Below are 18,092 nucleotides of genomic sequence, written 5' to 3' on the forward strand. Positions count from 1 at the left end.
ACCCCGGCCGGCGACAGGGATCACTGATTCACCACAGGTTAACGGAGAGACTATGAATAAAGATCAAGCCGACGGTAACTGGAAGCAGCTGAAAGGCAAAGTGAAGGAAAAATGGGGCAAGCTGACCGATGACGATCTGACGGTCATCGAAGGGAAACGCGAACAGCTGGTCGGCAAAATCCAGGAGCGCTACGGTTACCAGAAAGAGGCGGCCGAGAAAGAGGTGAAAGCCTGGGAAGAACACACCAAACACCGCTGGTAATTTGCAGGGCCGCCATTGAAGGCGGCTTGCCCAGCGCAGGCCGGCGTCGCTCTCATCCTCTGGCGCCCCGGCCGCAGGTACAGGGAGGTACCTGACTTCGTCTTACTTCTTCTTGACGGCGATGCTGTGATCGTGTTCGGCGCAGTCATGCTTGCTGTCGCACGCCTCAACCTCCACGCAGCCGGCGCACAAACCGTGCGCTTCCACCACGCTGTGGCGCAGCGCAAATCCGGCTTCCTGCGCCAGCTTCTGCAGCGTTTCCTCTACGCCTTCAGTGGTGCGTTCGGTCACCTGGCCGCAGCGGTCGCAGATAAACAGTGCGGACGTGTGCATCGGCTGTTCGAAATGGTGGCACAGCACGTAGCTGTTGGCGGATTCCACTCTATGGATAAACCCTTGCTCCAGCAGAAAATCCAGCGCGCGGTATACCGTCGGCGGCTTGGCCTGCGGTTCGGCGACGCGCAGCAGATCGAGCAGGTCATAAGCGCTGATTGCACCGGGTTGCTGAGTCATCAGACGCAGCACTTCCAGCCGCTGCGGCGTCAATCGCACATTGCGTTGTTGGCAGAGGCGTTCCGCCTGCGCCAGCAGCTTTTCCTGGGTGGTTGAGTTCATCGCAAATATCCCGGTACGTAAAAAAGCCGATTTTACCATGATTACGGCGAATCGCCGAGAGTTGCCCCCTTTTCCCCTGAGGATTGCGCAGGGAAAGGCGCGCAGAGTGCGCTAAAAGAGAGATGCATCACAACTTTTCCCCGCCGCAGGGCGACAAATCAACATTGCCGGTTTTAGCGCTGGAGAGCGGCGGGCGAGAGCGGTATAACGCGCTTCACCCGCGTGATGAGCAGGAGCCATTGTACGATGACGGAAAGAGAGAAGCTGTTAAGCGGCCAGGTGTACAACAGCCGCGATGAAAACCGATCTAGATGTGCTGCAAGATGTGGGCAACGTTGGAAATGTAGAATTTGCAGTGCAGCAAAAATGATATAATCTGTGGTAATAATGTTTTAAGTGTGAAGTGATTAATTAATAATATTCTTATTGGCTATATTGCTTGATGTTGTCTTTTTTGTTTCTGATTTTTTTGTGGTTTAATGTTGGCTGTGTTATGGGGCTGTTTGACGGAAGGATATATTAATAAGGATGATAGCCACTTAATTTTAATGGCTATCAATCATTTTTCTTTCAGTTAACGATGTATTCTTTTTTCTATTTTCTCATACAGGAATATGCCTAAAACTGCAGAGGCAAGTACTGATAATAAACCTGTGATTAGACATATCCACATACTTGACGTGTTTTTTGATATAATCCCGTAAGCTAAAACTATGAATGAGTGACTCAAATATATTGTGTATGAAGCATCGCCAAGTTTTAAGAGGCTTTTCCTTCCTTGATCAATTGGCAAGATAAAAATCAGTATCAATATGCTTAATAAGTAGTCTATAATAACTGGTTTTTCAACGTAGGTAGCTATTAGTATAAGTAGGGTTGTAATTATCCATAGTGTATGATTTTTTGTTTTTGTCAATAGTTGAGTTATAATACCTTGGTTTTTTTCTAATAATATCCCCGCCACGAAAAGCAAAAGTAGCCAATTTGAGAAAAATATATTTAGTTCGGCTAATGGAAATAGATTGGATTGTGAGAGTACGACTAATGTTGAAAAGAAAACGAGTAGTAACATTGGCATTGTTTTTTTATTTATTCTTAACATTATAAAAAATGCAAATGTTATATAAAAGAACATTTCGTATCTTAATGTCCACGCTTGAGTCAAGACTGGTGGCGTTATTTTATCATCAGTTACACCATAAGGTATTAGGATGTATGAGTATATTATTTGAGAAAAACTATAATGATGGGAGCGCATAGCCAGGCCGACAGCCCATAGTGCAATAAATATCGAAAGATATATCCAATATAAAGGATATATCCTCTTTATTCTTTTTTGTATAAATATTTTAGCATGTAAAATATCAAAATCTTTATTTTTTGTCGTGTAGGACATTATATAACCACTAATGGCAAAGAAAACATATACACCTATGTTGCCCATGTTTATTGTTTTCTTTAACATTGTGTCAATAAAGTCAACACCTGTAGATTGGTAGAGTGAGAATTGCGTTACAGTATGGTCTATGACGACAAGCATTGCTGCTATCGCCCTAGCGTACTGCAATGATTCTAATTTCTTCATGATTGCCTTTTTAATGGTTATGTTAGTGATTTCAATTGATTGAATTTAAAAGCTTAATTTCATCCTGAACGCTTGAACTCAACTCAGGTATACAAAAGTTTTGTATTGCTAGGAGCTCCCTTGGTTGACGTATGTCGTTGCTTTCCTGCTGGGGTAGTTAGCTATCAACAATGGTTGCTCTTATGACTAACAGTGTTAGATAATTTATTTCTGACCATTCTGTTTGAATGAGATTTATAAATTAACTTTAAGTAACTAAAAATATATGCTTGCGTCAGCAATTAAATGATGCCAAATGTAAATAAATAGCACCTATGTTAAGGTGGCGAATGTAAATTTTCCAGTATTTTCTTTTTTTTAGGAATATCCTTAACTTTTCTTTTGGCGGTAATAAAACAATAGTGTCAGAATATTTACAATGGTAAAGGTAACCAGTTCTGGGCATTGTTACCTTTTGGTTCTTTGGGCAACGAACAATAAGCCTCGCTAGCGCAGCCGTGCCAGGTTATCCGCACGTTGGAATAGGGCGCTCAACACGGATTGGCGGCCTGCGGTTTATCGGCGAGTGCGGGGAAAGGGGGGAGGATGGCTCTCCTTAATGGTGCAAATTGTCGGTTCGCCGCTGTCGGTCATCGGCCAATGCCAGACGTGCGGCCGCCAGCACTTTGCTGCTTCCCGGTAGGATAACCCATACACCAGAAACAGCGAGTTGCGCTGAGCCGATGGCAGTCGGCTGACACGCCGCATCACTTCATTGAACCAGACCGGCTGTTCACCGTTGTCTGCATCGCCAAACTCTTCCGCCGCCATGCAGCCTTGCCCTTGGCGAAGATGCTGGGCGCGAACTTCATTGAGCCAGATGGGGGGCAAGATGGAAAACAACCAGCGATTCAGGTATGAACTGGGGGGAATTGCGCAGCGCGTTCCTGAGCATAGCACCACAGGCGGAAAAGATAGTGGCCGAGTTCATCGCGTATCGCACCGCCGCTGATAGTCACCTCCGCAGGTGCATCTGATCAAGATTCCGGTTGGTGAACGATGGCCGCTGCCAGATCGGGCCGGCTTTTCAGCATATAGGCTTCCCCCAGGTACTCGTGCACTTTAGGGGATTTCGGAACGAGGGCGGCTAATTTTAAATAATAGCCGATCCTCTCATCGGTGCGGCCAAGTTTGCGCGTGGCATAGCCGCGATAATTCAGTGCGACGGCGGTATTGGGATCTTTCAGCGTGTTGAGTACATCGATCGCTTCCTGATAGCGGCCGCTTTTCGCCAGCGCATAGGCATAGCTGGTGCGGTCTGCGTCGCCGATTCTGCCGCCTTTATCCACCATGCAGGTCTGGGTTTTGCTGTCGTAGACCTGGCCTCTTGGACAGGTAGGCGGGGTTTGATTGCTGCCGTCGCCATCCATCGTCAGCGCCGCACCGGAAAACAGCAGACAGCCGGCCATCCAGGTGTTTAACGAAGATTTTCATGGTCGTGTCTTCAAGGCAGAGGCGTCGTGTGCGCCCGTAGTGATAAAACTTGAACGAGTGAAATTATTCGCCTTACTCCCGCTTATTTACGCCGCCGGCAAGGCGGTTTTCCCAACGGCGCCGATTGTCGTTATAATAGCCGTTTGCGGCCGCGCGCCGTTCGTTGAACCCAGACAGACTCAGGTAGCCAGTAACTCAGCATGACGAAAGACAACCACGCCCCAACCTACGCCGCCAATCGTTTCTCCATCGCGCCGATGCTCGACTGGACCGATCGTCATTGCCGTTACTTCCACCGCCTGCTGACCAAGGAAACGCTGCTGTACACCGAAATGGTGACCACCGGCGCGATCATCCACGGCAAAGGCGACTACCTGGCCTACAGCGAAGAAGAGCATCCGGTGGCGCTGCAGCTGGGCGGCAGCGATCCGGCCGCGCTGGCGCACTGCGCCAAACTGGCGGAGCAGCGCGGTTACGACGAGATTAACCTCAACGTCGGCTGCCCGTCCGATCGCGTGCAAAACGGCATGTTCGGCGCCTGTTTGATGGGGCAGGCGGCGCTGGTCGCCGACTGCATCAAGGCGATGCGCGACGTGGTGTCGATCCCGGTGACGGTGAAGACCCGCATCGGCATCGACGATCAGGACAGCTACGCCTTCCTGTGCGACTTTATCGAGACCGTCGCCGGGCGCGGTGAGTGCGACATGTTCACCATTCACGCGCGCAAGGCCTGGCTCTCCGGCCTCAGCCCGAAAGAGAACCGCGAAGTGCCGCCGCTGGACTACCCGCGCGTTTATCAGCTGAAGCGGGATTTCCCGGCGCTGGCCATCGCCATCAACGGCGGGGTGAAAACGCTGGAGGAGGCGCGGCAGCACCTGCAGCATCTGGACGGCGTGATGATGGGGCGCGAGGCGTACCAGAATCCGGGCATCCTGGCGCGGGTCGACAGCGAACTGTTCGGCGCGCAGACCGCAGTGCCGGACAGCGTGGCGATCGTCGAAGCGCTGTATCCGTATATCGAGCGCGAGCTGTCCAACGGCACCTATCTCGGCCACATCACCCGCCACATCCTCGGTTTGTTCCAGGGCGTGCCGGGCGCGCGCCAGTGGCGTCGCCACCTGAGCGAGAACGCCCACAAGCCGGGCGCCGATGCGCGGGTGGTGGAGCAGGCGCTGGCGCTGGTGCGTCAGCCGCGTGTCGAAATGGCGTAACCCACAAAAATTTTGACCAACAGTTAGTCTTTTTCGCCAGGCATTCGGCACGTTGCTGGATGCCTGCACCGTTTTTTCAATAGGTTAGCCCTTCCGCCATTCTGGCACGCTTCTTGTAATTCACTCTGCAGATACGTTGAGTTGCAAAGGATCAATCATGTTGGAAATCTTCTTTCTCATTGGCTTTGTGGTGATGCTGATGGTGACCGGCATCTCGCTGCTGGGGATCTTCGCTGCGCTGTTGGCGGCGGCGGCGTTCATGCTGGTGGGCGGGTTGTTCGCGGTGGTCATCAAGCTGCTGCCGTGGCTGATTTTGGCGGTGGTCGGGGTATGGATTTACCGCGCGATGCAGAAACCGCAGGCCAGGCGTTACTGATTTTTTGCTGAATAATCAGACAGTCACACTGAAACTTGCACAATTTTTCGCACCGCGAATGCGGCAACGATCACAGCTTGGCAGTTTTCCCCGGCGATGTGGCACATAAAGCGTGTTTTTTGCCGAACGGGGCTGTTAGGATGTGGATCGATGCAGTGATGCGACCGATTTCATCACCGTGAGAGACAACCAAAATTCGTGTTGCTGAAGCAACCCCCTGTCTCTGGCGGACTCTGCTCTACCCCTACAAAACGCAGTAACAGAAAGGGCTCCGCAAGGAGCCCTTTTCTTTTGCCGCTATCAGGGGATCAGCAGGCTGGAGCCGCTGGTGCTGCGGCTTTCCAGCACCTGGTGCGCCCGCTGGGCGTCGGCCAGCGCAAATTTCTGCTCGTCTCTCACCTCCACCCGAATGGCGCCGCTGCCGATCAGCGAGAACAGCTCGTTGCTGGCGTACTGTAGTTCGGCGCGGTTGGTGACGTAGCCGTTGAGGGAAGGGCGGGTGACGTACAGCGATCCTTTCTGGTTGAGCAGCGCCAGATCGACGCCGGTCACCGGGCCGGAGGCATTGCCGAAGCTGACCATCAGGCCGCGGCGTTTCAGGCTGTTGAGCGAGGCCTGCCAGGTGCTTTGCCCCACCGAATCGTACACTACGCCAACCTTCTCGCCGTGCGTCAGCTCGGCCACCCGCTGGGCGATATCCTCTTTGTGGTAGTTGATGGTGGCCCAGGCGCCGGCCTGTTTCGCCAGGGCGGCCTTCTCGTCGGAGCCGACGCTGCCGATCAGGCGCGCACCCAGCGCTTTGGCCCATTGGCAGGCGATAAGGCCAACCCCGCCGGCGGCGGCATGGAACAGGAACACTTCACCCGGCTGCACTTCGTGAGTCTGGCGCAGCAGGTAGTGCACCGTCAGCCCTTTGAGGAAAGAGGCGGCGCCCTGCTCAAAGCTGAGGTTGTGCGGCAGCAGCGCCACTTTTTCTTCCGGCACGTTGTGGACTTCGCTGTAGGCGCCGAGCGACGACTGCGCATACACCACCCGGTCGCCCGGTTTGATCGCGCTGACCCCGGCGCCGACCTTGACTACCACGCCGGCCGCCTCGGTGCCGAGGCCGCTCGGCAGGCTGGCCGGCGCGTACAGCCCGCTGCGCACATAGGTGTCGATGTAGTTGATGCCGATCGCCTTGTTCTCGATCTGCACTTCCCCGGCAGCCGGATCGAGCGGTGTAAAATCAACGTATTGCAAGACTTCCGGCCCGCCGGTGGCGGAGAATTGAATGCGCTTGGCCATATCGTTACCTCGTTGGAGTGTCTGATTTCACCCTATTCTTTTTAGTCTCGGAGATCCAGTTTGCCCATGCGGGGTTCAATACCTTTTTTGCATCGGTTATGGCGCAAAAATCACGTATACTCTCGCGTCAGGATCCTTCATTCGCAACCGGATAAAGACTACGTTTCATGGCAGGAAAAAAACCAACCAACAAAACAAACGCGGACGAAACCAGAGAGCGTTCCAGAGATCGTCAGATGGAAGGGCTGAAGATGCCGCCGCACTCGCTGGAGGCCGAGCAGTCGGTGTTGGGCGGTTTGATGCTGGATAACGAGCGCTGGGACAACGTGGCGGAGCGCGTGGTCGCCAACGATTTCTTCAGCCGCCCGCACCGCCTGATCTTTACCGAGATGCAGCGTCTGCTGGAGATGAGCAAGCCTATCGACCTCATCACCCTGTCCGAATCGCTCGAACAAAAGGGCGAACTGGACTCGGTCGGCGGCTTCGCCTACCTAGCCGAGCTGTCGAAAAACACCCCGAGCGCCGCCAACATCGGCGCCTACGCCGACATCGTGCGCGAGCGCGCGGTGGTGCGCGAGATGATCTCGGTGGCTAACGAGATCGCCGACGCCGGCTACGATCCGCAGGGGCGCAGCAGCGAAGACCTGCTCGATCTGGCGGAATCCCGCGTCTTCCAAATCGCCGAGAACCGCGCCAGCAAAGACGAGGGCCCGAAGGGCATCGAGCGTATTCTGGAAGACACCGTGTCGCGCATTGAGCAGCTGTATCAGCAGCCGCACGATGGCGTGACCGGGGTCGATACCGGCTATCAGGATCTCAACAAGAAAACCGCGGGCATGCAAAAGTCCGATCTGATCATCGTCGCCGCCCGTCCTTCGATGGGGAAAACCACCTTCGCCATGAACCTGTGCGAAAACGCCGCGATGACCCAGGAAAAACCGGTGCTGATCTTCAGCCTGGAGATGCCCGGCGAGCAGATCATGATGCGTATGCTGGCGTCGCTGTCGCGCGTGGATCAGACGCGCATCCGTACCGGCCAGCTCGACGACGAGGACTGGGCGCGCATTTCCAGCACCATGGGTATCCTGCTGGAGAAGCGCAACATGTACATCGACGACTCCTCCGGCCTGACGCCGACCGAAGTGCGCTCGCGCGCGCGGCGCATTTTCCGCGAGCACGACGGGCTTAGCCTCATCATGATCGACTACCTGCAGCTGATGCGCGTGCCGGCCCTGTCCGACAACCGTACGCTGGAGATCGCCGAGATTTCGCGCTCGCTGAAGGCACTGGCGAAAGAGCTGCAGGTGCCGGTGGTGGCGCTGTCGCAGCTGAACCGAAGCCTGGAGCAGCGCGCCGATAAGCGCCCGGTCAACTCCGACCTGCGTGAGTCCGGCTCTATCGAGCAGGATGCCGACCTGATTATGTTCATCTATCGTGATGAGGTGTATCACGAGAACAGCGATCTGAAAGGGATCGCGGAAATTATTATCGGTAAGCAGCGTAACGGCCCGATCGGCACCGTGCGCCTTACCTTTAACGGCCAGTGGTCGCGTTTCGATAACTACGCGGGGCCACAATACGATGACGAATAATCAGCTAAGGAACTGAAATGAAAGCGGCAACCGCTGTAATCGACCGCCGCGCTCTGCGACATAATCTGCAACAGGTGCGCCGCCAGGCGCCGCAAAGCCGCCTGATTGCCGTTGTGAAAGCAAACGCTTATGGACATGGCCTGCTGGAAACAGCCCACACCCTGCAAGACGCCGACTGCTACGGCGTGGCGCGCATCGGCGAGGCGCTGATGCTGCGCTCCGGCGGCATCGTCAAACCGATCCTGCTGCTGGAAGGTTTCTTCTGTGCCGAAGATCTGCCGGTGCTGGTGGCGAACAACATCGAAACCGCGGTGCACAGCATCGAACAGCTCGAAGCGCTGGAGCAGGCCAAGCTGGCGCGCCCGGTGCCGGTGTGGATGAAGCTCGATACCGGCATGCATCGGCTGGGGGTGCGCCCCGAACAGGCGGAAGCGTTTTATCAGCGCCTGTGCGCCTGCCGCAACGTGGCGCAGCCGGTCAATATCATGAGCCACTTCAGCCGCGCCGATGAGCCGGAATCCGACGCCACCCTGAAACAGATCGCCTGCTTCGAGCAGTTCGCGCGCGGCAAACCGGGCCAGCGCTCGGTCGCCGCGTCCGGCGGCACGCTGCTGTGGCCGGATGCCCACAATGAGTGGGTGCGTCCCGGCATCATTTTGTACGGCGTGTCGCCGCTGGATAACGGCAGCGGCGCCGAGCATGGGCTGCAGCCGGCGATGACGCTGAAGTCCAGTCTGATCGCGGTACGCGAGCACAAGGCCGGCGAAGCGGTTGGCTACGGCGGCACCTGGGTAAGCCCGCGCGATACGCGGCTGGGCGTGGTAGCGATGGGGTACGGCGACGGCTACCCGCGCAGCGCGCCGACCGGTACGCCGATCCTGATCAACGGCCGCGAAGTGCCGATCGTCGGCCGGGTGTCGATGGACATGATTTCGGTCGATCTCGGGCCGGACGCCGCCGATAAGGTGGGGGATGAAGCGGTGCTGTGGGGCCAGGCGCTGCCGGTCGAGCGCATCGCCGCCTGCACCGGCATCAGCGCTTACGAACTTATCACCAAGCTCACGCAGCGCGTGGCGATGGAATACATCGGCGACTGATGCGCAGCAGGGGCCGACGCGCGTCGGCCCCGTTTCTCAGCGGGTTACTTCTTTACCGCCAACCACTTATCGATAATCTTCTGATACTCGCCGGTCGCCTTGGCCAGGTGCAGCCACTGATCCACATACAGTTTCCAGCTCAAATCGTCGCGCGGCAGCATGTAAGCCTTCTCGCCGTACTGCATCGGTTTGCTCGGATTTACCGCACACAGCTTCGGATAGCGCTTCTGCTGGTACAGCGCCTCGGAGGCGTCGGTGATCATCACGTCCGCCTTGCGGTCTACCAACTGCTGGAAAATGCTCATGTTGTCGTGCGTCAGCGTCAGCTTGGCCTTCGGCAGATAGGCGTGCACGAAGGCTTCGTTGGTGCCGCCCGCCGGCTCCAGCAGGCGCACCGACGGTTTGTTGATCTGTTCGAGAGTACGGTATTTCTTCACGTCGGTGCAGCGCACCAGCGGGATTTTGCCGTCGGTATCCAGCTTGTCGGCGAAGAACACCTGTTTTTGTCGCTCCAGCGTGACGGAGATGCCGCCCATCGCGATATCGCACTTGCCGGAGGCGAAGTCCGGCGTCAGGGTTTTCCAGCTGGTTTTCACCCACTTCACTTTGGCGCCCAGGCTCTTGGCCAGCGACTCCGCCATATCGATGTCGATGCCTTCATAGCCGCCGTCTTCCTTGAGGAAGGTATAGGGCTTGTAGTCGCCGGTGGTGCAGACCTCCAGGGTCTTTTGCTGCAGCACCTTGTCCAGGTGGGATTGCGCGCCGGCGCCGCCGGCGGCGAGCAGCAGCGCGAGAGGGAGTAGCTTTTTCATCTGGCGTCCTTTTTATACATTCGTGGTTTTATGCGTTACTTCGCCGTTAATTGTCGTTTACCTGCATGAGTTAGCCGTTTTTTATGCCGCTTACCGGCGAAAACGCCGGGCGTTGCTGCTGTACGCGATTTAAGCGCCAGGGTGTGACGTCGGCAACGGTAAAAAAACTGGTAGGCTGTAACGTCAACATTTATTAACACAGTTTACAGGTGGCTATGTACAACATTGACGATTTTGATATGAAAATCCTGACGCTGTTACAGGCCAACGGCCGTCTGACCAATCAGGAGCTGAGCGAGCTGGTGGGGCTCTCCGCCTCCCAGTGTTCGCGGCGGCGTATCAGCCTGGAGCAGGCGCAGCTGATCCGCGGCTACCACGCGCGGCTGGCGCCGGAGGCGGTCGGCCTGGGGCTGGTGGGGCTGATCGAAGTCAGCCTGATCACGCACGCCCAAGAGCAGATCGACAGCTTTCATCAGATGCTGGAGGAGGTGGATGCGATCCTCGACGCTTACAAGACCACCGGCGACGCCGATTACCTGCTGAAAGTGGCGGTGGCGGACCTGCCGGCGCTGAGCGAATTCATCAGCCAGACGCTGTCGCCGCACAAAAGCGTGGCGCATATCAAAACGGCGGTGGTGCTCAATCGCATCAAGGAAAACGGTTTATTGCCGGTGGCGCGAGAAAGCTAAAACCTAACGCGGTTTTCCGTCTATATTAGGAACGTAACGCTGTGCCCAAACCACAATAAATAAACCAGGAGAAAAACCCCGTGTTCCAGAACGTTGACGCCTATGCCGGCGATCCCATTCTGTCGCTGATGGAAAAATTCAAACAAGACCCGCGCGCGCACAAGGTGAACCTGAGTATCGGCCTGTACTACGATGCGCAGGGCATCATTCCGCAGATGCGGGCGGTCGCCGCGGCGGAGGCGCAGTTGAACAGCGTCGAGCACGGCGCCTCGGTATACCTGCCGATGGAAGGGCTGCAACCCTACCGTTCCGCCATCCAGCATCTGCTGTTCGGCGCGCAGCACCCGATGCTGCAGCAGGGGCGTATCGCCACCATTCAGACCGTCGGCGGTTCCGGCGCGTTGAAAGTGGGCGCTGACTTCCTGAAAAGCTACTTCCCGGATTCGCAGGTGTGGGTCAGCGATCCCACCTGGGAAAACCACGTCGCCATCTTCAGCGGCGCCGGTTTCAAGGTGAATACCTACCCGTATTTCGACAGCGAAAGCCTGGGCGTGAAGTTTGACGCCATGCTCGCTGCGCTGAAACAGCTGCCGAAGCACAGCATCGCGCTGCTGCACCCGTGCTGCCACAACCCGACCGGTTCCGACCTGACCCCTGCCCAGTGGGATGAGGTGGTCAAGGTGATCGCCGAGCGTGAAATCATTCCGTTCCTCGACATTGCCTATCAGGGCTTCGGCGGCGGCATGGAGCAGGATGCCTACGCCATTCGCGCCATCGCTGCGGCCGGCCTGCCGTGCCTGGTGAGCAACTCGTTCTCGAAGATCTTCTCGCTGTACGGCGAGCGCGTCGGCGGCCTGTCGGTGGTGTGCGAAAGCGAAGAGGCGGCCGGGCGCGTGCTGGGCCAGCTGAAGGCCACCGTGCGCCGCAACTACTCGAGCCCGCCGAACTTCGGCGCGCAGCTGGTGGCCAAGGTGCTGAACGACGCCCAGCTGAAAACCCAGTGGCTGGACGAAGTGGAGAGCATGCGCACCCGCATTCTCGAGATGCGTCACGCGCTGGTGGACACCCTGAGGAGCGCGCTGCCGCAGCGCAACTTTGATTACCTGCTGGCGCAGCGCGGCATGTTCAGCTACACCGGCTTCAGCGCGGCGCAGGTCGATCGCCTGCGTGAAGAGTTCGGCGTCTACCTGATCCACAGCGGCCGCATGTGCGTGGCCGGCCTGAACCACAACAACGTGCGTCAGGTGGCCGAGGCGTTTGCCGCGGTGCAGTAACGCCTGTTAGGCTGAAGGGACGTTCATCGGGGAGCGATAGCGATATCGCTCCTTTTTTATTGCCGGCGCGCCGCCGAAGTTGCCGCAAACCGGAGAGAGAATATACTGATTGAGGGGCGCTCACTCATGTGGCATCAGCAAACGCTAATCCTCAGCGCAAAAGCGCGTGGCTTTCATCTGGTTACCGACGAGATCGTCAACCAGTTAACCCACTTACACCGCCTGCAAACCGGCCTGCTGCATCTGTTGCTGCAGCATACCTCGGCCTCGCTGACGCTCAACGAGAACTGCGATCCCACGGTGCGAGCCGATATGGAGCAGCATTTCCTGCGTCAGGTGCCGGAAAACGCACCCTATCAGCATGACTACGAAGGGCCGGACGACATGCCGGCGCACATCAAATCCTCGTTGTTGGGCGCTTCTCTGACGCTGCCCGTCAGGCACGGGCGGCTGATGTTGGGCACATGGCAGGGCATCTGGCTGGGGGAGCACCGCATCCACGGCGGAGCACGCCGTATTGTGGCCACGTTACAGGGGGAATAACCCAATGAATAACAGTGCATTGCTGGAGTACTGCATGGCGAAGCCGGGCGCGGAACAAAGCGACCAGAACCAGTGGCAGGCCAGCCAGATCAAGGTGGGCGACGTGATGTTCGCCATGGTGTGCGAGGTCGAAGGGCGGCCGGCGCTGGCGGTCAAGTCCAGCCCGGAGCTGGCGGAAAGCCTGCGTGAACACCATCCGGAGATCGTCGCCTGCGACGGCCTGAACAAGGCGCACTGGAACACGGTGTTTCTTGACGGCAACCTGCCGAACTCGCAGTTTTACACGCTGATCGACAGCTCCTATCAGCTGGTGGTGGAAGGCCTGCCCGAACACGTGCGCCAGGAACTGCGCGCCTGATTGCCGGGCGGCGCCGCCGCCCGTTTTCTCCTGCTTTTTCATGTTAAAGCGTGATCGCGGCTTTAGATTGGGAACGTTCCCTTTTTATTGCCGGGCTAAAGCGGCTACGCTTGGGCATTCAAGAACCGCGGGTAAAATAAGGAGGCCGACATGGCCATCAGCGAAGAAAAGCGCAAGATGATCGCCGGGGAACTGTACGACGCCGGCGATGACCTGCTGCGCAGCGAGCGTCGGCGCGCGCGCCAGCTGACGCATCGCTATAACCACTCCTCGCCGGAAGAGGGCGTGCTGCGCAAACAGTGGCTGGGCGAGCTGCTGGGCGGCTATCAGGGCGGCACCATCGAGCCGACCTTCCGCTGCGACTACGGCTATAACATTTATCTCGGCAAGAACTTCTACGCCAATTTCGACTGCGTGATCCTCGACGTGTGCGAGGTGCATATCGGCGACAACTGCCTGCTGGCGCCGGGCGTGCATATCTACACCGCGACCCATCCGCTGGACGCCGAGACCCGCGTCGGCGGCGCGGAGTTCGGTAAGCCGGTCAGGATTGGCGACAACGTGTGGATCGGCGGGCGCGCGGTGATCAATCCGGGGGTGACCATCGGCGACAATGCGGTCGTGGCCTCCGGCGCGGTGGTAACCAAAGACGTGCCGGCCAATTGCGTGGTGGGCGGCAACCCGGCCAGGATCATCAAGCAGCTATAAGAAACGGGCGCCGTTGGGCGCCCGCCGTCATCAGACCCGCAGCGAGTCGATATCCACCACGAAGCGGTACTTCACGTCGCTTTTCAGCATGCGCTCATAGGCTTCATTAATCTGCTGCATCGGGATCAGCTCGATATCCGACGTGATGCCGTGTTGGCCGCAGAAGTCCAGCATCTCTTGCGTTTCCGCGATGCCGCCGATCAGCGAACCGGCGATGCGGCGGCGCTTCATGATCAGATTGAACACCTGCGGCGACGGATGATCGTGCTCCGGCGCGCCGACCAGCGTCAGGGTGCCGTCGCGGCGCAGCAGGTTGAGGAACGGATTCAGATCGTGCTGGGCCGCTACCGTGTTGAGGATGAAGTCGAAGCTGTTGACGTGCTGCGCCATCTCCTCCGGGTTGCGCGAAATCACCACTTCATGCGCGCCAAGACGCTTGGCGTCTTCGATTTTCGACGGCGAGGTGGTGAACAGCACCACGTGCGCGCCCATCGCTCGCGCCAGTTTGACGCCCATGTGCCCCAGCCCGCCGAGCCCGACGATGCCGACCTTTTTGCCTGGTCCCGCGCCCCACTGGCGCAGCGGCGAATAGGTGGTGATGCCGGCGCACAGCAGCGGCGCGACCCCGGCCGGATCGAGATTCTCCGGCACGCGCAGCACGAAGTCCTGATCCACCACCAGATCGGTGGAGTAGCCGCCGTAGGTCACGGCGCCGGTCTGGCGGTCCTGACCGTTATAGGTGCCGGTGAAGCCGTTCTCGCAATACTGCTCCAGCCCCTCATCGCAGCTCGGGCAGCTGCGGCAGGAATCTACCATGCACCCGACGCCGACCAGATCGCCGACCCGGTAACGCGAGACGTGGCCGCCGACGGCGCTAACGCGGCCGACGATTTCGTGGCCCGGCACCACCGGGTAAATGGTATTGCTCCATTCATTGCGCGCCTGGTGCAGATCCGAGTGGCAGACGCCGCAGAACAACACCTGAATTTGCACATCGTGGTCGCGCAGGGCGCGCGGCTGGTAATCGAAAGGCACCAGCGCAGACTTCGCGTCATGCGCGGCATAGGCATGGGTAATGTTCATGGTCGCTCCAGTTATCAATGTATGGGGGACAACGCTTGGCCGGCAGCGGAGTGCCGGTGAGACGCGGCCTGAGTCAGACAGGGCGGCCGCCGAGGGAACATTGATGATAAAAGCGGTGAGCGCGGAGGGAAATGCCTGAAAATGTCGAAATCTTGCCTGTTTCTGTTTGATTGCAGCGAAACGGGCCAGCGTATGGGCCGCCTGAGCGACGGCCCGCACGCCGGCGGCACTACGGCTTCAACAGCGGTTTCAGGAAGCGTGCGGTGTGCGATTTTTCACACTCGGCCACGGTTTCCGGCGTGCCGGCGACCAGGATCTCGCCGCCGCCGCTGCCGCCTTCCGGCCCCAGATCGACGATCCAGTCGGCGGTCTTGATCACGTCCAGGTTATGCTCGATGACCACGATGGTGTTGCCCTGATCGCGCAGCTGATGCAGCACCGCCAACAGTTGCTGGATATCGGCGAAGTGCAGACCGGTGGTCGGTTCGTCGAGGATATACAGCGTCTGGCCGGTGCCGCGCTTCGACAGCTCGCGCGCCAGCTTGACGCGCTGCGCCTCACCGCCGGAGAGCGTGGTGGCCGACTGGCCGAGGCGGATGTAGGACAGCCCGACATCCATCAGGGTCTGCAGCTTGCGCGCCAGCGCCGGCACCGCGTCGAAGAACTCGCGCGCTTCTTCGATGGTCATCTCCAGCACTTCGTGGATGCTCTTGCCCTTGTACTTCACTTCCAGCGTTTCGCGGTTATAGCGCTTGCCCTTGCACTGATCGCACGGCACGTAGATGTCCGGCAGGAAGTGCATCTCAACCTTGATCACCCCGTCGCCCTGGCAGGCTTCACAGCGCCCGCCCTTGACGTTGAAGCTGAAACGGCCCGGCGTATAACCGCGGCTGCGCGATTCCGGCACGCCGGCGAACAGCTCGCGCACCGGGGTGAAAATGCCGGTGTAGGTGGCCGGGTTGGAGCGCGGCGTGCGGCCGATCGGGCTCTGATCGATGTCGATCACCTTGTCGAAATGTTCCAGGCCGGTCACTTCGCGGAACGGCGCCGGTTCGGCGATGGTGGCGCCGTTGAGCTGGCGCTGAGCGATCGGAAACAGCGTATCGTTGATCAGCGTCGATTTGCCGGAGCCGGACACGCCGGTGACGCAGGTAAACAGACCAACCGGCAGCGTCAGCGTCACGTCCTTCAGGTTGTTGCCGCGCGCGCCGCTCAGCTTCAGCACCTTGGTCGGATCGGCCTGCACGCGCTGCGCCGGAATGGCGATCTCGCGCTTGCCGCTGAGGAACTGGCCGGTCAGCGAGTCCGGCTGCGCCATGATGTCGTCGACGGTGCCTTCCGCCACCACCTGGCCGCCGTGTACGCCGGCGCCGGGGCCGATGTCGATCACGTGGTCGGCGGCGCGGATGGCGTCTTCGTCATGCTCCACCACGATCACCGTGTTGCCGAGGTTGCGCAGGTGGATCAGCGTTTCCAGCAGGCGCTCGTTGTCGCGCTGGTGCAGGCCGATCGACGGCTCATCCAGCACGTACATCACGCCCACCAGGCCGGCGCCGATCTGGCTGGCCAGACGGATGCGCTGCGCTTCGCCGCCGGAGAGCGTCTCCGCCGAGCGGGACAGCGACAGGTAGTTCAGGCCGACGTTCACCAGGAATTTCAGGCGATCGCCGATCTCTTTCAGCACTTTTTCGGCGATCTTGGCGCGTTGGCCGCTGAGCTTCATGTTCTGGAAGAAGGTCATCGCATGGCCGATGCTCAGATCGGAGATCTCCGGCAGCGTGGTGTCTTCGACGAACACGTTGCGCGCTTCTTCGCGCAGGCGGGTGCCGTGACACGAGGCGCAAGGGCGATTGCTGATGAACTTCGCCAATTCTTCGCGCACCGCGCTGGATTCGGTCTCTTTATAGCGGCGCTCCATGTTGTGCAGCACGCCTTCGAACGGATGACGGCGCACGGTGGTATCACCGCGATCGTTGATGTATTTGAATTCGATCGACTCTTTGCCGGAGCCGCTCAGCACCGCCTTCTGCACGTCGGCGCTCAGGGTGTTGAACGGCGCTTCGACGTCGAACTCATAGTGCTCCGCCAGCGAGCGCAACATCTGGAAGTAATAGAAGTTGCGGCGATCCCAGCCGCGGATCGCGCCGCCGGCCAGCGACAGCTCGGGGTTTTGCACCACGCGATCCGGATCGAAGAACTGCTGCACGCCCAGGCCGTCGCAGGTTGGGCAGGCGCCGGCCGGGTTGTTGAAGGAAAACAGGCGCGGTTCCAGCTCGCGCATGCTGTAGCCGCAGATCGGGCAGGCGAAGTTGGCGGAGAACAGCAGCTCGTCCGCTTTCTCGTCGTCCATATCCGCCACCACCGCAGTGCCGCCGGACAGCTCCAGCGCGGTTTCGAACGATTCGGCCAGGCGCTGCGCCATGTCCTCGCGCACCTTGAACCGGTCGACCACCACTTCGATGGTGTGTTTCTTCTGCAGCTCCAGCTTCGGCGGATCGGACAGATCGCACACTTCACCGTCGATGCGCGCGCGGATATAGCCCTGGGCGGCCAGGTTTTCCAGCGTTTTGGTGTGCTCGCCCTTGCGGTCTTTCACCACCGGCGCCAGCAGCATCAGGCGCTTGCCTTCCGGCTGGCTCAGCACGTTATCGACCATTTGGCTGACGGTTTGCGCCGCCAGCGGCACATGGTGATCCGGGCAGCGCGGCTCGCCGACGCGGGCGAACAGCAGGCGCAGGTAGTCGTGGATCTCGGTGATGGTGCCGACCGTGGATCGCGGGTTGTGTGAGGTGGATTTCTGCTCGATGGAGATCGCCGGCGACAGGCCCTCGATATGATCGACGTCCGGTTTTTCCATCAGCGACAGGAACTGGCGCGCATAGGCGGAGAGCGATTCGACGTAGCGGCGTTGCCCTTCGGCATACAGCGTATCGAAAGCCAGCGATGACTTGCCGGAACCGGACAGGCCGGTGACGACGATCAGTTTGTCACGCGGGATAATCAGGTTGATGTTTTTCAGATTATGGGTTCGAGCACCACGAACTTCGATATTGTCCATTTACACTTCCCGTCTTGATGATACACCGCGCCTGTCGCGATTTTTGCGGGGGATTTTGTGATGGATCTCGCA

17 protein-coding genes and 1 pseudogene are annotated in these 18,092 nt (G+C 58.4%); 10 read left to right on the plus strand and 8 right to left on the minus strand.

The window, feature by feature from the left end:
• Positions 1-52 precede the first annotated feature (52 nt).
• Positions 53-262 carry a CsbD family protein gene (locus REA38_RS19760; protein ID WP_033636203.1) on the plus strand — a complete coding sequence of 70 codons (210 nt, stop codon included), beginning with the start codon at positions 53-55 and terminating at the stop codon, positions 260-262.
• A 102-nt stretch (positions 263-364) separates the two neighbouring features.
• Here the strand turns inward: REA38_RS19760 and zur are convergent, their stop codons facing one another.
• The 4 genes and pseudogenes from zur to REA38_RS19780 all read right to left on the minus strand — a co-directional run bounded on the left by zur (position 365) and on the right by REA38_RS19780 (position 3,910).
• Positions 365-877, minus strand: coding sequence for a zinc uptake transcriptional repressor Zur (gene zur, locus REA38_RS19765; RefSeq protein WP_085286609.1), 513 nt, complete (start codon positions 875-877; stop codon positions 365-367).
• Between the two features lie 574 nt (positions 878-1,451).
• On the minus strand, positions 1,452-2,462 hold the full coding sequence (locus tag REA38_RS19770) for an acyltransferase (RefSeq protein ID WP_308886490.1): 1,011 nt from the start codon (positions 2,460-2,462) through the stop codon (positions 1,452-1,454).
• A gap of 555 nt (positions 2,463-3,017) precedes the next feature.
• Positions 3,018-3,460, minus strand: a pseudogene (locus REA38_RS19775) (RNA polymerase sigma factor).
• A gap of 18 nt (positions 3,461-3,478) precedes the next feature.
• The gene (locus REA38_RS19780; protein WP_374213801.1) at positions 3,479-3,910 is read right to left on the minus strand and encodes a tetratricopeptide repeat protein; all 432 of its coding nucleotides are present in this window, start codon (positions 3,908-3,910) and stop codon (positions 3,479-3,481) included.
• A 225-nt stretch (positions 3,911-4,135) separates the two neighbouring features.
• On the opposite strand from REA38_RS19780, the gene dusA reads away from it, so the two are divergent.
• Both dusA and pspG read left to right on the plus strand, forming a co-directional pair.
• Positions 4,136-5,146 carry a tRNA dihydrouridine(20/20a) synthase DusA gene (gene dusA / locus REA38_RS19785; RefSeq protein ID WP_308886492.1) on the plus strand — a complete coding sequence of 337 codons (1,011 nt, stop codon included), beginning with the start codon at positions 4,136-4,138 and terminating at the stop codon, positions 5,144-5,146.
• 157 nt (positions 5,147-5,303) lie between these two features.
• Positions 5,304-5,522 (plus strand): envelope stress response protein PspG, encoded by a 219-nt coding sequence (pspG, locus tag REA38_RS19790; RefSeq protein WP_033636200.1) that lies wholly within the window; start codon positions 5,304-5,306, stop codon positions 5,520-5,522.
• Between the two features lie 300 nt (positions 5,523-5,822).
• On the opposite strand, the gene REA38_RS19795 is transcribed toward pspG, so the two are convergent.
• A complete protein-coding gene (locus tag REA38_RS19795) occupies positions 5,823-6,806 on the minus strand; it encodes a quinone oxidoreductase (protein ID WP_033636199.1) in 984 nt (327 codons plus the stop codon).
• A 167-nt stretch (positions 6,807-6,973) separates the two neighbouring features.
• On the opposite strand from REA38_RS19795, the gene dnaB reads away from it, so the two are divergent.
• Entirely contained in the window at positions 6,974-8,398 is a 1,425-nt protein-coding gene (gene dnaB / locus REA38_RS19800; RefSeq protein ID WP_025160134.1) for a replicative DNA helicase, read from the plus strand.
• 17 nt (positions 8,399-8,415) lie between these two features.
• Positions 8,416-9,495 carry an alanine racemase gene (alr, locus tag REA38_RS19805; protein WP_049232853.1) on the plus strand — a complete coding sequence of 360 codons (1,080 nt, stop codon included), beginning with the start codon at positions 8,416-8,418 and terminating at the stop codon, positions 9,493-9,495.
• Positions 9,496-9,539: 44 nt separating this feature from the next.
• Here alr and REA38_RS19810 read toward each other — a convergent pair whose 3' ends face one another.
• The gene (locus REA38_RS19810) at positions 9,540-10,307 is read right to left on the minus strand and encodes a transporter substrate-binding domain-containing protein (RefSeq protein ID WP_308886493.1); all 768 of its coding nucleotides are present in this window, start codon (positions 10,305-10,307) and stop codon (positions 9,540-9,542) included.
• Positions 10,308-10,522: 215 nt separating this feature from the next.
• Here REA38_RS19810 and REA38_RS19815 point away from each other — a divergent pair, with 215 nt between their 5' ends.
• From REA38_RS19815 to maa, 5 genes are all read left to right on the plus strand, one after another.
• Positions 10,523-10,996, plus strand: a complete 474-nt coding sequence (locus REA38_RS19815; protein WP_049201491.1) for an Lrp/AsnC family transcriptional regulator — start codon at positions 10,523-10,525, stop codon at positions 10,994-10,996.
• Between the two features lie 80 nt (positions 10,997-11,076).
• Positions 11,077-12,270, plus strand: a complete 1,194-nt coding sequence (locus tag REA38_RS19820; RefSeq protein WP_308886494.1) for an amino acid aminotransferase — start codon at positions 11,077-11,079, stop codon at positions 12,268-12,270.
• A gap of 126 nt (positions 12,271-12,396) precedes the next feature.
• A complete protein-coding gene (locus REA38_RS19825; RefSeq protein WP_004936779.1) occupies positions 12,397-12,813 on the plus strand; it encodes a secondary thiamine-phosphate synthase enzyme YjbQ in 417 nt (138 codons plus the stop codon).
• A gap of 4 nt (positions 12,814-12,817) precedes the next feature.
• The gene (locus REA38_RS19830) at positions 12,818-13,171 is read left to right on the plus strand and encodes an MmcQ/YjbR family DNA-binding protein (protein ID WP_019453210.1); all 354 of its coding nucleotides are present in this window, start codon (positions 12,818-12,820) and stop codon (positions 13,169-13,171) included.
• A 150-nt stretch (positions 13,172-13,321) separates the two neighbouring features.
• Positions 13,322-13,879: a maltose O-acetyltransferase gene (gene maa / locus REA38_RS19835; RefSeq protein ID WP_086580622.1), complete on the plus strand. Its 558-nt coding sequence runs from the start codon at positions 13,322-13,324 to the stop codon at positions 13,877-13,879.
• A gap of 30 nt (positions 13,880-13,909) precedes the next feature.
• On the opposite strand, the gene REA38_RS19840 is transcribed toward maa, so the two are convergent.
• Positions 13,910-14,962: a zinc-binding dehydrogenase gene (locus REA38_RS19840; protein ID WP_197807369.1), complete on the minus strand. Its 1,053-nt coding sequence runs from the start codon at positions 14,960-14,962 to the stop codon at positions 13,910-13,912.
• Positions 14,963-15,191: 229 nt separating this feature from the next.
• Positions 15,192-18,020, minus strand: a complete 2,829-nt coding sequence (gene uvrA, locus REA38_RS19845; RefSeq protein ID WP_308886496.1) for an excinuclease ABC subunit UvrA — start codon at positions 18,018-18,020, stop codon at positions 15,192-15,194.
• Positions 18,021-18,092: the final 72 nt, after the last annotated feature.

Origin of the sequence: Serratia sp. MF1(2023), from assembly GCF_030954545.1 — a bacterium.
In the GTDB taxonomy this organism is placed as follows: Bacteria; Pseudomonadota; Gammaproteobacteria; order Enterobacterales; family Enterobacteriaceae; genus Serratia; species Serratia sarumanii.